Here is a 14,858-nt window from a genome sequence, read left to right on the forward strand (position 1 = left end):
ACAGATTTCTGAGTGAGATCGGGGAGGGGGGGCTGTGTGCCCTCCCTTTCCTGTTTGAATTTTGGGCGCTGCCGCATCAACTACCGCCCGAGGGCGACTGGCGGTCCTGGGTGATCATGGGCGGGCGCGGGGCTGGCAAGACGCGGGCGGGGTCAGAATGGGTGCGGTCGATGGTCGAAGGGTCCAAGCCGCTGGACAAGGGCGAGGCCAGCCGGGTGGCGCTGGTTGGGGAGACCTTTGATCAGGTGCGCGATGTGATGATCTTTGGCGATAGCGGCATATTGCAATGCTCGCCCCCGGATCGTCGGCCGGTGTGGAAAGCATCGGAGCGCAAGCTGATCTGGCCAAACGGGGCCGAGGCGCAGGCGTTTTCGGCGCATGATCCTGAGGGGCTGCGGGGCCCGCAGTTCGATGCGGCCTGGGTGGACGAGTTGGCCAAGTGGAAAAAGGCGGGCGAGACCTGGGATATGCTGCAATTTGCATTGCGGTTGGGCGATCAGCCTCGGGTCTGTGTAACCACGACGCCGCGCAATGTGAAGGTCTTGAAGGATCTGCTGGCGTCGCCCTCCACCGTGCAAACCCATGCGCCGACCGAGGCGAACCGGGCCAATCTGGCGGACTCGTTTTTGGCCGAAGTGCGCGCGCGCTACGCGGGCACGCGGCTTGGGCGGCAGGAATTGGATGGAGTGCTGTTGTCAGATGCCGAGGGCGCGCTGTGGACCGGCTCGATGCTGGATACGGCGCGGGTGGAGGTTGTGCCCGAACTGGACCGTGTCGTGGTGGCTCTGGACCCGGCAGTAACGGCGGGGTCCAGTGCGGATGCCTGCGGGATCGTGGTTGTGGGGGCTCAGCTACAGGGGCCGCCCGAGGAATGGCGGACCTACGTGCTGGCTGATCGCACAGTACAGGGCGTTGGCCCGGCGGGCTGGGCGCGCGCAGCAATTGACGCGATGGACGAATTCGGGGCCGAGCGGCTGGTGGCCGAGGTCAATCAGGGCGGGCAACTGGTGGAAGAGGTCGTGCGGCAGCTGGACCCTCTGGTCCCTTTCCGTGCGGTGCGGGCGTCGCGCGGCAAGGTTGCGCGAGCCGAGCCTGTGGCGGCTCTGTATGAACAAGGACGGGTAAGCCATGTGGCAGGGCTGGACGCGCTGGAGGAACAGATGTGCCAGATGACGGCGCGCGGGTATGAGGGGCCGGGCTCGCCTGACCGGGTCGACGCGCTGGTCTGGGCGCTGCATGAGTTGGTTGTGGGGCCTGCGGGGGGGTATCGGAGGCCTAGGGTGCGGAGTTTGTGAAGGCTTTTGGAAAGTCTGGTTCATCACAGCTTGACTAGGCGAGGCGTTCGGATTTGTCAGCTTTGGTTTTTTTTACCGAACGACAAGCTAAGTCTTTGATGAACTTGGATTGATCAGAAAAAAGCCGCCACTTACGACGCAAGCCCAAAACAAATGTGTTTTCAGAGAATACATGTCGATTCCTGCATCCAAGTAAGAATTGGCCGCCCATCCGACGAAAGAAGGCAACGAAAGAAACCCGAGTGCCGAAAGCGATTGGGTAAGCCTTTGTTCGATATCGGGCTTACGTGGGAACAATCTCCTGCTCAAACGATGCGCGGCAAACCCACCCACCGCGACACCTAAAGGCATGCTGGCTAAAAAGGCTACACCTGCGATACCAAGGAGACCTTCTCCGACAATAATCGCGCAAACTAAGAAAATCAGGATTGGAGTTAACCCGATCCACGGCAACCATTTCGAACTGCCAACTTTTTTAAAGAACTCAATCAACATGTTAGGTTGATACAGATTTTCTGACATTCATGTCACGTGTTTTTATCATGGCAGGTAAAACGTCGTAACCACACGATAATGCCACCGTTGCCCAACCCCCGTACGCCCCATTCCCAAGGCTTAAACTTCTTTCCTGCATAACTCCTTTCAACAAGCCGGGCAGAGCAGCGGCAGAAAGGAGCACAGATGGTATTCGATTTCTTGCGTCGTGGATCGGCGGGCGAAGCGCCCGATGCGAAGGCCAGCGCGGCGGGTCCCGTGGTGGCGTGGCAGACAGGCGGGCGCGTGGCGTGGAGCCCTCGGGACGCGGTGTCGTTGACCCGCACGGGGTTTTCGGGCAACCCGGTGGGGTTTCGGTCGGTCAAGCTGATTGCCGAGGCGGCGGCGGCGCTGCCTCTGGTCCTGCAGGATCAGGCGCAGCGCTATGATGCGCATCCGATCCTGTCGTTGATGCGTTGCCCTAACGCGGCGCAGGGGCGGGCGGAGTTGATGGAGGCTTTGTTCGGGCAGTTGTTGCTGTCGGGCAATGCCTATGTCGAGGCCGTGCAGGCCGAAGAAGGCTTGCCGCTTGAGCTGCACGTCCTGCGTTCTGACCGGATGAGCGTGGTGCCGGGTGCGGATGGTTGGCCCAAGGCGTATGATTACACGGCGGGCGGCAAGACACACCGCTTCCCTGCGGATGCGATCTGTCACATCAAATCTTTCCACCCTCAGGATGACCATTATGGCTTTTCGCCCATGCAGGCGGCGGCGATGGCGATTGATGTGCATAACAGCGCGTCGCGGTGGTCAAAATCGCTGCTCGACAACGCGGCGCGGCCTTCGGGGGCTTTGGTGTGGAAGGGCGATGGCCATGGGGTGATGGCCGAGGAACAGTTCCGGCGATTGTCGGATGAGATCGAGCAGAACTATCGCGGGGCGCGCAATGCAGGTCGTCCGATGGTTCTGGAAGGGGGGCTGGATTGGAAGCCGATGGGCTTTTCGCCGTCCGATATGGAGTTTCAAAAGACCAAGGAAGCCGCCGCCCGCGAGATCGCGCTGGCCTTTGGTGTCCCGCCGATGTTGCTGGGGATACAGGGCGACGCGACCTATTCGAACTATCAAGAGGCCAATCGGGCGTTTTACCGCCTGACCGTGCTGCCTCTGGTAACGCGGGTGGCGGCGGCGGTGTCGGAATGGCTGGCCGGGTATTCGGGCGAGGATCTGGTGCTGAAGCCCGATCTGGATCAGGTGCCTGCGCTGTCGGCGGAACGCGATGCGCAATGGGCGCGGGTCAATGGCGCCGACTTCCTGTCCGACGCTGAAAAGCGCGCCTTGCTGGGGCTGCCGGAGCGCGCGGATGGCTGAGGGGTATCCCCCGTTCGATTGCGCGCCGGGCCTGCGTCTGGCCGCGCATGAGAGAGTGGCCGAGATCCAGCACGCACATCTGTGCCGCAGGCTGGATCAGATCGAAGAGATGATGGAACGGCTGGAGAAACGGTTGTGGCTGACGGTCTATGGCGTGGCGGCAGTGATCCTGGCGCAGGTGTTTCAGTCATTCCTTGCGGCGACACCGTGAAATCAGAGGCTTACGAGGAGGTGTTCATGGATTTGGAACACAAATTCGCGCGGTTCGGAGACGGGCTTTCGGTAACGGACGATGCTGTGATCGAGGGCTATGCCAGCCTGTTTGGTCAGGTAGATCAGGGCAGCGACGTGGTGCAACGCGGGGCGTACCGAGCCTCGCTTGACGGTCTGGCGAAAGCGGGGCAGCGGGTCAAGATGCTGTGGCAGCACGATCCGGCGCAACCCATCGGCGTCTGGGAAGAGGTGCGCGAGGATGACCGGGGCCTTTGGGTCAAAGGGCGTCTGCTGGAGGCAACGCAAAAGGGCCGTGAGGCAGCCGAACTGATCCGCGCGGGTGCGATGGATGGTCTGTCGATTGGCTATCGCACCAAGCGGGCCGTGAAGAATGACAAGGGCCAGCGGGTCCTGACCGAACTGGAGCTGTGGGAAGTGTCCTTGGTGACGTTCCCGATGCTGCCCAGTGCGCGGGTGGCAGCGAAGGGCGTTGAGCCTGACGTTGAAAACACCTGGCGCAGTATTGCCGAGGTGTTCAACACCGCCCGGCAGGAGCTGGCGCGGACCTAGCGCGCCTCAACCCCCACCCAAGAAATGGAAGTGCTGATGAGCAAGACCGAAACCCCGGCCTTGACCGGAGAGGGTGCGCCCCTGGTTCAGGAGGTGAAGCAGGCGATGACTGGCTTCGTGAATGAATTCAAGGGCCTCAAGGCTGAAGTGAAAACCCAACTGCAACAGACAGAAGAGCGACTGACCATGCTGGATCGTAAATCAACCATCGCGGCGCGTCCGCACCTTGCGGCCTCGATCGAGGACGGCGCACCGCACCAGAAGGCCTTTGACGCCTATGTGCGTTCGGGCGAGGATGACGGCCTGCGCGGGCTTGATATGGAATCGAAATCCCTGTCCAGCGCCGTGAACAGCGATGGTGGCTATCTGGTTGATCCGCAGACCGCTGAAATAATCAAGTCGGTGCTGAAATCCACCGCCTCGATCCGCTCGATCGCGTCTGTGGTGAATGTCGAGGCGAACTCGTTCGATGTGCTGATCGACCATACCGATGTGGGCGCGGGCTGGGCCGATGAGAACACCGCTGCGAGTGAGACCGCGACCCCGTCGATTGACCGTATCTCGATCTCGCTGCACGAGCTGAGCGCGCTGCCCAAAGCCTCGCAGCGTTTGCTGGATGACAGCGCCTTTGACGTCGAAGGCTGGCTGGCAGGCCGCATTGCAGACAAGTTCGCCCGCGCCGAAGCCTCGGCCTTTATCAACGGTGATGGGGCAGACAAGCCCAAAGGTATCCTGAGCCACACCAAGGTCGACAATGACGTTTGGGACTGGGGCAACATTGGCTACGTGCCCACCGGCATCGACGGCGGTGTTGATGCGGATGCGATTGTCGATGTGGTCTATGCGCTGGGCGCGCAGTACCGCTTGAACGGCACATTCGTGATGAACTCGAAAACCGCGGGTCTGATCCGCAAGCTGAAGGACAGCGATGGCCGCTTCCTGTGGTCGGACGGTCTGGCGGCGGGTGAGCCTGCGCGCCTGATGGGTTATCCGGTGCTGATCGCCGAGGACATGCCGGATGCGGGCACCGACAGTTTCTCGATCGCGTTTGGTGATTTTCAGGCGGGTTACACCATTGCCGAGCGTCCCGACCTGCGCGTGTTGCGCGACCCGTTCAGCGCCAAACCGCATGTCCTGTTCTACGCGACCAAGCGCGTCGGCGGCGACGTGAGCGACTTTGCCGCGATCAAGCTGGTGAAATTCGGCACCGCCTAAAGCGGGCTGAATCCTCGGGGGGCCATTGGCCCCCCGGGGCGGCGGGCGCGTGCCGGGGTGAGATCCCTTGCGTTGTCTAGCTGCTCCCCTCCGTCCGAGCAACGTGGGGCGGCGCGTGCCCGTCAATTCCTGAAGTTACGGCCCCGGAGGGGTCCGAGATTGCGGAGTGAATGGATGATGTTGATCGAAGAAACCGCCATCGCGGATGCGGCGCTGCCGGTGGACCAGTTCAAGGCTCATCTGCGGCTGGGAACGGGTTTCGCCGAAGACAGTGTGCAGGACGATGTTCTGAAAGGATTTTTGCGGGCAGCGATTGCAGCGATTGAGGCGCGCACCGGCAAGGTGCTGATCGCGCGCGCGTTTTCGTGGGATTTGAACGGCTGGCGTGATGCGGCGGGTGAGGTGTTGCCGGTGGCCCCGGTCACGGCGATCAGCGCGGTGACTGTGACCGACGCAACCGGCACTGACACGGTGGTGAACAGTGGCCGGTATCGTCTGGCCCAAGACAGCCAACGCCCGCGTCTGCGTCCTGCCGGAGCAAGCCTGCCGACCATTCCCACGGGTGGGTCGGTCAAGATTGCATTTACCGCCGGGATGGCTGCGGATTGGGGGGCTCTGCCCGCTGATCTGGGGCAGGCGGTGCTGCTGCTGGCGGCGCATTACTATGAATACCGCGATGAGACGGCGCTGGGCGCGGGCTGTATGCCCTTTGGCGTCACCAGCCTGATCCAACGCTACCGGATTGTGCGCTTTGGTGCCGGGGTGGCGCAATGAAGACGCCCCGGTTGAACAGAAAACTGGTGCTTGAAGCGCCGGTACGCAGTGCCGACGGGGCGGGTGGCTATACCGAGACATGGGCTGCCCTGGGCACGGTCTGGGCCGAGGTCACCGCGCGAAGTGGGTCCGAGCGGTCTGTTGCGGGCGTTCCGATCTCGCGCGTTGGCTATCGCATCGTGGTGCGCGGCGCGCCTCAGGGATCGTCGATGCGCCCAAGCCCTGATCAGCGGTTCTCTGAGGGCTCGCGCCGGTTCGTAATCCGCGCCGTGGCCGAGCGCGACCCACGCGGCCAGTACCTGACCTGTTTTGCAGATGAAGAGGTGGCAGCATGAGTTATGGCGTTTCGGCCGCATTGCAGGCGGCGGTGTTTCAAAAGCTGTCCGGTGACGCTCAGGTCAGTACGCTGTCAGGCGGCGCGATCTATGACGCGGTTCCGGCGGGTGCGGTGCCCCAAACCTATGTGACGTTGGGCCCGGAAGAGGTGCGCGATGCCTCAGACCGGTCGGGCACGGGGGCCGTGCATCGGTTCACTGTGTCGGTGGTGTCCGAGGCCGCAGGCTTTGGAACCGCCAAGACGTTGGCGGGCGCGGTGTGTGATGCGCTGGAAGGCGCGGCTCTGAGCTTGGACCGGGGCCGCCTTGTGGGGCTGTGGTTCGAACGTGCCAGCGCCCAGCGCACGGGAACGGGCGGCGCGATCCGCCAGATCGACCTGAGATTCCGCGCCCGCGTGGAAGACGACTAAGCAATCAACGGAGAGAGCATATGGCTGCCCAGAACGGAAAAGACCTGTTGGTCAAAGTGGATATGAACGGCACTGGCCTGTTTGAGACCATCGCGGGCCTGCGCGCCACGCGGGTCAGTTTCAACGCGGAAAGTGTGGATGTCACCAGCCTTGAAAGCCAGGGCGGATGGCGCGAGCTGCTGTCGGGGGCTGGGGTCAAATCGGCCTCGATCTCGGGCTCGGGTGTGTTCAAGGACGAAGGCACCGATGAACGTGCGCGTCAGTTGTTCTTTGACGGTGAGACGCCAGATTTCCAGGTGATCATCCCCGATTTCGGCATTGTCGAAGGCGCGTTTCAGGTGACTGGCATCGAGTATGCGGGCTCGCATAACGGCGAGGCCACCTATGAGATGAGCCTGGCCAGCGCCGGGGCTCTGACCTTTACGGCGCTGTAAGCCGATGGCCAATCCGTGGACGGGTGAGGTGGCATTGACCATCGATGGCGAGCCGCGGGTGCTCAAGCTGACGCTGGGTGCTTTGGCGGAACTGGAACAGGAGCTGGGCACCAGGACGTTGGTGGAACTGGTGCAGCGGTTCGAAGGCGGAGCCTATTCCAGCGGCGATGTTTTGGCGCTGATCGTGGTGGGGCTGCGGGGCGGTGGGGCGGATGTATCGCGTGCCGACATGCTGCGGGCTGAGATCGATGGCGGCCCCATGGCAGGGGCCCGCGCTGCAGCCGAGCTTTTGGCCCGCGCCTTCATGGTGCCGGATCGTTGAGCGGGTTCGACTGGCCCACCCTGATGCGGGCCGGGATGACCGGCTTGCGTCTGACGCCGGACCAGTTCTGGCGTCTGACCCCGGCAGAGCTGCGGCTGATGCTGGGGCAGGGCGCAGGGATGCCTGCGATGAACCGCAAGGGGCTGGACGCTTTGCTGGCGGCCTACCCGGACAAGAAACAAGGAGAGCGTGATGACGACGGATCGTGATGGGCTGGACGACCTTCAGGAGCGGGGTGAGGCGTTGGGCGACGCGCTAGGCGATGCCGCTTCCATGGCGGCAGCATTTGACAGCCAGATGAAGCGGATCAGCGCAGCCTTCGAGGAAACTGGCAAGGACGTCGCCACGCTGGAGCGCGGCATGTCTGGCGGGTTGCGGAGGGCCTTTGATGGTGTGCTGCTGGATGGGATGAACCTGTCGGACGCGCTGGGTGTCCTGAAGAACTCAATGATTCAGACAGCTTACGCGGCGGCGATCAAACCGGTAACGGATCATTTCGGTGGCCTGCTGGCAAACGGGGTCGGCAGTTTTGTCCAAGGCATCCTGCCCTTTGCAGACGGCGGCAGTTTTAGCCAGGGCCGGGTAATGCCCTTTGCCAATGGCGGGGTGATCACCGGCCCGACGACTTTCCCGATGCGCGGCGCGACCGGCCTGATGGGTGAGGCTGGCCCTGAGGCGATTATGCCTCTGGCGCGCGGACCAGATGGCAAGCTGGGCGTTCGCACATCGGGCGGAGGTGGAGCGGTGAATGTGGTGATGAACATCACCACACCTGACGTGCAGGGCTTTCGACGCAGTCAAAGCCAGATCGCCGCACAGATGAGCCGCGCCTTGGGTCGCGGCAATCGCAATAGGTAAATCACGGAGCAGGTCATGAATTTCCACGAGGTGAGATTTCCCGCCAGCCTGAGTTTCGGCTCGGTCGGCGGACCGGAGCGGCGAACGGACATCGTGACGCTGGCCAATGGTTTCGAAGAACGCAACACCCCTTGGGCTCATTCGCGCAGGCGGTATGACGCTGGGTTCGGGATGCGGTCGCTGGATGATATCGAGACTTTGATCTCGTTTTTCGAGGCCCGGCAGGGCCAAATGTTCGGGTTCCGCTGGAAGGACTGGTCCGACTACAAATCCGGTGCAGCAACCGCTGACGTGGACAAAGGCGATCAGGTCATCGCGCGCGGAGACGGCGTGAAGACCGACTTTCAGCTTGTTAAAACCTACAGTTCGGGCGGATTCCAGTATGTGCGCCCCATCACCAAGCCGGTTCTGGGTACGGTGCGGTTGGGCCTGGAACAGGATGAAATGCGCGAAGGGGTGGATTTCGAGGTTGATCTGCTGCGCGGGCAAGTGATGTTCGCCGACCCGCCGCCCGAGAATGTCGAGATCACCGCGGGGTTCGAGTTTGACGTGCCCGTGCGTTTTGACACCGACAAGATTCAAACCAGCGTTGCCAGCTTTCAGGCCGGTGACGTTCCCAATGTACCGGTTGTCGAGGTGCGTATCTGATGAGCGTGGATCGGGAAAGCTTGCAAGCGCATCTGCAAACCGGGCTGACGACTACGTGCCGGTGCTGGGCCATCACGCGACCGGACGGGCAGGTCTATGGGTTTACGGATCATGATCTGGAATTGCAGTTCGAGGGGCTGACCTTCAAAGCCAGCACCGGCTTGACCGCCGCAGCGGTAGAACAAGCTACGGGCCTGTCCATCGATAATTCCGAGGCGATGGGCGCGTTGTCCGATGCAGCGGTTCGGGAACAAGATATTGAGGCGGGTCGTTTTGATGGGGCCGAAGTCAAAGCCTGGTTGGTGAACTGGGCGCAGCCAGAACAGCGTATCCTGCAATTTCGCGGCTCGATTGGTGAGATACGTCGTGCGGGTGGGGCGTTTCATGCTGAACTACGGGGCCTGACGGATCTGTTGAACCGGCCTCTGGGGCGGATCTATCAAAAACCCTGTACGGCGGTTCTGGGCGACCGAAGTTGTCGGTTCGACGTTGAAGCACCGGGGTTTCAGGCCGAAGCCCAGATTACTCGTTTGACCGATGGTAGTGTGCTTGAGGTAACGGGTGCTGAAGCCGCTTTAGCCGCGTGGTTCGAACGAGGCCGCGTTGACGTTTTGTCGGGGCAGGCCGAGGGCCTATGGGCGTCGGTCAAGCAGGATGAGCCGATCTCGGGTGGTCGTCGCATCACGTTGTGGTCCGGGATAAGCGGTGGTCTGGCCGCTGGAGACCACGTTCGCCTGACCGCAGGTTGCGATAAGCGCATGGAGACCTGTCGATTAAAATTTAGCAATCTCATAAACTTCCAAGGATTTCCTGATCTTCCGAGCGAGGATTGGGTGATGGCCGTACCCAAGAAAAGCAATCCGAACGCAGGGGGAAGCAGACGATGACCGAAGAAAGGCAGGATATCGTGACCGAGGCGCGAAGCTGGCTGGGCACGCCCTATGTTCATCAGGCCTCGACCAAGGGGGCGGGCGCGGATTGTCTGGGTCTACTGCGCGGCGTCTGGCGCGCGGTCATGGGGGTCGAGCCGGAGGCGGTGCCTTCCTACTCTATGGATTGGTCTGAACCGCAGGGTGAGGAACGGATGTGGGATGCGGCCCGCCGCCACCTGATCGCAAAGCCAGTTAAGGAGGCGGCAGTCGGAGATGTTTTGCTGTTTCGGATGCGTGACGGACGCGTGGCTAAGCATGTCGGACTTGTCAGCCAGATCAAACCGTTACCGCAGTTTATTCATGCGTATTCCGGCCATGGCGTTGTCGAGAATACCCTGAGCGATCCGTGGCGCCGCCGCGTGGTCGCCTGTTTCTGTTTTCCGCGGAAGGATATGTAAATGGCGACGATTGTACTTTCTGCGGCCGGTGCCGCGATTGGCGGCGCGATTGGGGGCACGGTCGCGGGGTTGTCTACGGCGGTCATAGGGCGCGCCATCGGGGCGTCGCTGGGTCGTGTAATCGACCAGCGGCTGATGAGCCAATCGGTCATGGGCAGTGGCAGCGAGGTCGTTGAAACCGGACGGCTGGACCGGTTCCGACTGACAGAAACGGGTGAAGGTGCCTCGGTCGCTACCTTATTCGGGCGGATGCGGGTTGGTGGGCAGGTCATCTGGGCCTCGGACTTTCTGGAAACGCTCAGTACCAGCACAACCACGCAGTCGGGCGGCGGCGGCAAAGGAAGCCCGAAAGCACCCGAGGTCACGACCACCACTCACAGCTACAGTTATTCGATCTCGTTGGCGATTGCAGTCGGGGCGGGACAGATCGCCGATGTGTCCCGCGTCTGGGCCGACGGAGAGGAGCTGGAACGCGCAGGCCTGAACATGCGGGTCTACCCAGGCGATGACGCGCAATTGCCTGATCCCCTGATCGAAGCGATTGAGGGGGCCGGTAGTGTTCCGGCCTACCGGGGGACAGCCTATGTAGTGATCGAAGATTTGCAGCTGGCGGCCTTCGGCAACAGGGTGCCGCAATTCTCGTTCGAGGTGGTGCGTCCGGATCAACCCAGCCTGCCAGAGACACCGAATGCACTGTCCAGTATCGTGCGGGGCGTGGCCCTGATGCCGGGCACCGGCGAATACGCGCTAGCGAGCACTCAGGTGAATTACACCAAGGGACGGGGGCAAAGCTGGGCGGCCAATGTGAACTCGGCGTCTGGCGTGCCGGACCTTGTAACCTCGACCCGCGCGTTGGAAGCCGAACTGCCGTCTTGCGACGCGGCCTCTTTGATCGTGTCGTGGTTCGGGAATGACCTGCGTTGCGGCGAATGTCAGTTGCAGCCCAAGGTTTTGCACAAGGAATATGAGGGCGAGAATATGCCCTGGACGGTTGCTGGCGTGTCTCGTGCCGAGGCGCAGCTTGTACAGCATGAAAATGACCGACCGGTCTATGGGGCGACCCCGGCCGATGCGTCGGTCGTGCAGGCCATCCAGCACCTGAAGCAATCGGGCAAACGGGTGATGTTCTACCCGTTCATTCTGATGGACCAACTCAGCGGCAATAACCTGCCAGACCCCTGGTCGGGCGGAACCGGTCAGCCCCATCTTCCGTGGCGCGGACGGATCACGCTTAGCACCGCACCGGGACGCGCGGGCTCGCCGGATGGCACCGCTCAGGCCGATGCGCAGGTCAATGCATTCTTCGGTCAGGCGCGGGCGTCGGATTTTGCCATCGCCGATGGTGCAGTGACCTACACCGGCCCGCAGGACTGGGGGATGTTCCGTTTTATCCTGCACTATACCGCGCTGTGTAAGGCCGCAGGTGGGGTCGAGTCCTTCTGCATCGCGTCCGAGATGCGTGGTCTGACGCAGATCCGAGGGGCTTCGGGGTTTTCGGCCGTTGCTCAGATGCGCACCCTCGCGGCCGAAGTGCGCGCAATTCTGGGGCCTGACACCAAGATCGGATATGCAGCGGATTGGAGCGAATACTTCGGTTATCAGCCTGCGGATGGCAGCGGGGATCGGTACTTTCACCTCGACCCACTGTGGGCGGATGACAATATCGACTTCGTCGGCATCGACAACTACATGCCACTGTCGGATTGGCGGGACGGCGAGGATCATGCCGACCTGAAGGCCGGCGCGAATGCGATCTACGATCTGGACTACCTGCGCAGCAATATCGAAGGCGGCGAGGGGTATGACTGGTTCTATGCCTCACCCGAAGAGGCCGAGGCGCAAATCCGCGCGCCCATTGAAGACGCGCAACACAACGAGCCGTGGATCTGGCGCTACAAGGACCTGCGCAGTTGGTGGTCCAACCCGCATCACGAACGCATCGGCGGTGTGCGACAGGCGAACCAAACAGCATGGGTTCCAGGGTCGAAACCGATCTGGTTCACAGAGCTTGGCTGTGCGGCCATCGACAAGGGCACGAACCAGCCGAACAAATTTCTGGACCCAAAGTCCTCGGAATCCAGCTTGCCAGCCTATTCCAATGGGTTGCGGGATGATTTCATGCAGTTTCAATATCTGCGCGCGGTGCTGGGGTACTGGTCCGACCCGACCCTGAACCCCGTATCAGATGTCTATGACGCACCGATGATTGACATGTCCAACGCCTATGTCTGGGCCTGGGACGCACGGCCCTATCCCACCTTTCCCAATCTGCGCAGCCAGTGGAGCGACGGTGAAAACTATGCCCGTGGTCATTGGCTGAACGGACGCTCGGGCGCGCGCAGTCTGGCGTCCGTGGTGACGGAAATCTGCCACGGAGCCGGAGTGACCGATATCGACACCACCCAGCTATATGGTGTTGTCCGCGGTTATGTGATCGAGCAGGTCTCGGACGCGCGGGCGGCTTTGCAGCCTTTGATGCTGCGCTATGGGTTCGATTCCATTGAACGCGACGGCGTTTTGATTTTTCGGATGCGGGCGGCGCAGACGCCGCAGGTGCTTGACACCGAGCAACTGGCCATCAGCCCGGATGTCGAAAACACCATCGAGCACCGGCGCGAAGCCGAAGCTGAGATGACGGGTCGCGTGCGGTTGCGTTTCGTGCAATCGGATGCCGATCACGACATCGTCTCGGAGGAGGCCGTTCTATCAGACGATCAGACACATTCCGTCTCGGTCAACGAGATGCCCCTGTCGATGACCCGCACCGAAGGGCGTCAGACGGTCGAACGTTGGCTCAGCGAGGCGCGCGTGTCGCGCGAAACTGTCCGCTTTGCCTTGCCTCCATCGATGCTGACCATCGGTGCGGGCGATGTTATCAGCCTGTCAGGGGACGAACAGGGCGCGCGTTATCGCATAGACCGTCTGGAACAGGCCGAGCTGCAATTGGCGGACGCGGTCCGGGTTGAGCCGGGCGTCTACCGTGCCTCGGACTTGCCCGGGGATCCCGTTCCCGAACGACCCTTTGTCGCTCCGGTTCCGGTTCTGCCCGTATTTCTGGACCTGCCGCTGATCACGGGGGCCGAGGCGCCTCATGCGCCCTACATCGCGGTGTCGGCCGAACCGTGGCCGGGCGGGGCGGCTGTCTATTCCTCTGGCAGTGATGAGGATTACAGCTTGCAGGATGTGATCTCGCGGCAGGCGGTGATCGGCTTCACGCAAACACCTCTGCGGCGCGCAAGTGCCGGAGTATGGGACAATGGCGCACCTTTGCGTGTCGAGCTGATTGCAGGGCTATTGGAATCCCGACCGCGCGACGCATTGCTGAATGGAGCCAATCTGGCAGCAATTGGCGACGGATCGCCCGACAATTGGGAGGTGTTTCAGTTCGCCCAGGCAACATTGGAAAGCCCCGGCACTTACGCGCTGTCTGGCCGCCTGCGTGGTCAGTTGGGCAGCGACGCCGCAATACCGGATGTTTGGCCAGAAGGTTCGACCTTTGTCTTGCTGGATCAACGGATCGCGCAGACCAACCTTCTGAGGTCCGAACGTCGTGTCGCCAAGCATTATCGCATGGGCCCGGCAGCGCGAGGGTACGATGATCCGTCCTATGTGCATCAGGTTCTGGCTTTCAACGGCAATGGCTTGCGGCCCTATGCTCCGGTTCATCTGCGCGCGCATCGCGCTGCGTCCGAGGATCAGATCAGCTGGATTCGCCGCACCCGTCTGGATGGCGACGACTGGGAGGGGTTGGACGTACCACTGGCGGAAGAAGCTGAAACCTATCTGGTACAGGTTCGCTCCAGCGGGTCCTTGATCCGAGAAGAGATCACTGCAGAACCGCGTTGGGTCTATAGCGCCGCGATGAAGCTAAGCGATGGTGTCTCAGCGGGGTACGACGTACAGGTCGCGCAGGTTTCCGCCAGCTTTGGCCCCGGCCTGTTTGCGCGACTGTCGGTCGGGCAGGGCTGACCATGCGCCCGGTGCTTCACGGCGATGTCAGTGCCGCCGCGCGGGTGCTGTTACGGGTTGACCCGCTGGACCGGGACCGCCTGTGCCAACGTATGATCCAAGAAGCAGAACTGGCCGATGCCTATGTCGGCCAGACCGGGTGTATGCATCCGCTGTTTGGAAATGGTTCCCTGATGGCGGCGGCGCGTAACAGGAAGCTGGCGGATGAGCCCAGCTTTGACGATCTGCGCTATTGTCAGTGCTTTGAACTGGTGCTGCGTCACCTGATCGACACTCGGATCAACCAGACGCGCAACTGACGCATTTGCTGGCCGCCAGGTCCAAATTCAGGCGGCCAGCGGGGATATCCTCTCCACAATCCTCGCAAAACCCGTATTCCCAGTCCTCCATACGCTGCAATGCGGATTGCAACCTACGCATTTCCAGATTCCTGTTTGCTTGCTGCGCCTTGGCCATGGCCTGATTTTGCAAAGCGTCCATTCGGCTCAGGCGACCGACGGCTTGCTGGTCCAGCTCGACAACCGCTTGCGCGTCCTGTCCAGCGGCTGAATCCTCCGCCAGTTCTTCCAACCGCGCTCGAATTTTGGCTTCGAATTCTGCCAGTTGCGATGCATTCATTTTCGTTGCCTTGCAGATCACGGGT

19 protein-coding genes are annotated in these 14,858 nt (G+C 61.8%); 17 read left to right on the plus strand and 2 right to left on the minus strand.

Features of this window, described 5'->3' with window-relative positions:
- Positions 1-8 precede the first annotated feature (8 nt).
- Complete coding sequence (locus tag ACR0CA_RS00665; protein WP_480897364.1) at positions 9-1,295, plus strand: DNA-packaging protein; 1,287 nt, start codon at positions 9-11, stop codon at positions 1,293-1,295.
- 87 nt (positions 1,296-1,382) lie between these two features.
- Here the strand turns inward: ACR0CA_RS00665 and ACR0CA_RS00670 are convergent, their stop codons facing one another.
- Positions 1,383-1,817, minus strand: coding sequence for a hypothetical protein (locus ACR0CA_RS00670; protein WP_480897164.1), 435 nt, complete (start codon positions 1,815-1,817; stop codon positions 1,383-1,385).
- Between the two features lie 159 nt (positions 1,818-1,976).
- Between ACR0CA_RS00670 and ACR0CA_RS00675 the strand changes: the two genes are divergently transcribed.
- The 16 genes from ACR0CA_RS00675 (at position 1,977) to ACR0CA_RS00750 (ending at position 14,514) form a co-directional block, all read left to right on the plus strand.
- A complete protein-coding gene (locus ACR0CA_RS00675; protein ID WP_480897165.1) occupies positions 1,977-3,137 on the plus strand; it encodes a phage portal protein in 1,161 nt (386 codons plus the stop codon).
- Entirely contained in the window at positions 3,130-3,348 is a 219-nt protein-coding gene (locus ACR0CA_RS00680) for a GTA head formation protein, RCAP_rcc01685 family (RefSeq protein ID WP_170399828.1), read from the plus strand. The genes ACR0CA_RS00675 and ACR0CA_RS00680 overlap by 8 nt, the downstream gene beginning before the upstream one ends.
- A gap of 26 nt (positions 3,349-3,374) precedes the next feature.
- Positions 3,375-3,920, plus strand: coding sequence for an HK97 family phage prohead protease (locus ACR0CA_RS00685; RefSeq protein ID WP_170770512.1), 546 nt, complete (start codon positions 3,375-3,377; stop codon positions 3,918-3,920).
- 36 nt (positions 3,921-3,956) lie between these two features.
- Complete coding sequence (locus tag ACR0CA_RS00690) at positions 3,957-5,135, plus strand: phage major capsid protein (RefSeq protein WP_480897166.1); 1,179 nt, start codon at positions 3,957-3,959, stop codon at positions 5,133-5,135.
- A gap of 174 nt (positions 5,136-5,309) precedes the next feature.
- Complete coding sequence (locus ACR0CA_RS00695) at positions 5,310-5,909, plus strand: head-tail connector protein (protein WP_480897167.1); 600 nt, start codon at positions 5,310-5,312, stop codon at positions 5,907-5,909.
- On the plus strand, positions 5,906-6,244 hold the full coding sequence (locus ACR0CA_RS00700; protein WP_170782621.1) for a phage head closure protein: 339 nt from the start codon (positions 5,906-5,908) through the stop codon (positions 6,242-6,244). The genes ACR0CA_RS00695 and ACR0CA_RS00700 overlap by 4 nt, the downstream gene beginning before the upstream one ends.
- Positions 6,241-6,654, plus strand: coding sequence for a DUF3168 domain-containing protein (locus ACR0CA_RS00705; protein ID WP_480897169.1), 414 nt, complete (start codon positions 6,241-6,243; stop codon positions 6,652-6,654). Before ACR0CA_RS00700 ends, ACR0CA_RS00705 begins: the two co-directional genes overlap by 4 nt.
- Before the next feature lie 20 nt (positions 6,655-6,674).
- Positions 6,675-7,088 (plus strand): phage major tail protein, TP901-1 family, encoded by a 414-nt coding sequence (locus ACR0CA_RS00710; RefSeq protein WP_480857436.1) that lies wholly within the window; start codon positions 6,675-6,677, stop codon positions 7,086-7,088.
- Between the two features lie 4 nt (positions 7,089-7,092).
- Positions 7,093-7,410: a gene transfer agent family protein gene (locus ACR0CA_RS00715; RefSeq protein WP_480897170.1), complete on the plus strand. Its 318-nt coding sequence runs from the start codon at positions 7,093-7,095 to the stop codon at positions 7,408-7,410.
- On the plus strand, positions 7,407-7,619 hold the full coding sequence (locus tag ACR0CA_RS00720; protein ID WP_170788810.1) for a rcc01693 family protein: 213 nt from the start codon (positions 7,407-7,409) through the stop codon (positions 7,617-7,619). Before ACR0CA_RS00715 ends, ACR0CA_RS00720 begins: the two co-directional genes overlap by 4 nt.
- Positions 7,603-8,268 carry a phage tail tape measure protein gene (locus ACR0CA_RS00725; RefSeq protein ID WP_480897171.1) on the plus strand — a complete coding sequence of 222 codons (666 nt, stop codon included), beginning with the start codon at positions 7,603-7,605 and terminating at the stop codon, positions 8,266-8,268. The genes ACR0CA_RS00720 and ACR0CA_RS00725 overlap by 17 nt, the downstream gene beginning before the upstream one ends.
- Positions 8,269-8,283: 15 nt before the next feature.
- Positions 8,284-8,916 (plus strand): DUF2460 domain-containing protein, encoded by a 633-nt coding sequence (locus ACR0CA_RS00730; protein ID WP_170770530.1) that lies wholly within the window; start codon positions 8,284-8,286, stop codon positions 8,914-8,916.
- Positions 8,916-9,803, plus strand: coding sequence for a DUF2163 domain-containing protein (locus ACR0CA_RS00735; protein ID WP_480548356.1), 888 nt, complete (start codon positions 8,916-8,918; stop codon positions 9,801-9,803). Before ACR0CA_RS00730 ends, ACR0CA_RS00735 begins: the two co-directional genes overlap by 1 nt.
- Positions 9,800-10,246: an NlpC/P60 family protein gene (locus tag ACR0CA_RS00740; RefSeq protein WP_480502553.1), complete on the plus strand. Its 447-nt coding sequence runs from the start codon at positions 9,800-9,802 to the stop codon at positions 10,244-10,246. Before ACR0CA_RS00735 ends, ACR0CA_RS00740 begins: the two co-directional genes overlap by 4 nt.
- Positions 10,247-14,215: a baseplate multidomain protein megatron gene (locus ACR0CA_RS00745; protein WP_480897172.1), complete on the plus strand. Its 3,969-nt coding sequence runs from the start codon at positions 10,247-10,249 to the stop codon at positions 14,213-14,215. It begins immediately after the preceding gene.
- A 2-nt stretch (positions 14,216-14,217) separates the two neighbouring features.
- Complete coding sequence (locus tag ACR0CA_RS00750) at positions 14,218-14,514, plus strand: DUF7742 family protein (RefSeq protein ID WP_170770538.1); 297 nt, start codon at positions 14,218-14,220, stop codon at positions 14,512-14,514.
- Here the strand turns inward: ACR0CA_RS00750 and ACR0CA_RS00755 are convergent.
- Positions 14,495-14,833, minus strand: coding sequence for a TraR/DksA family transcriptional regulator (locus ACR0CA_RS00755; protein WP_170770540.1), 339 nt, complete (start codon positions 14,831-14,833; stop codon positions 14,495-14,497). The genes ACR0CA_RS00750 and ACR0CA_RS00755 overlap by 20 nt on opposite strands.
- Positions 14,834-14,858 lie beyond the last annotated feature (25 nt).

This window comes from Ruegeria sp. F12, from assembly GCF_056533885.1.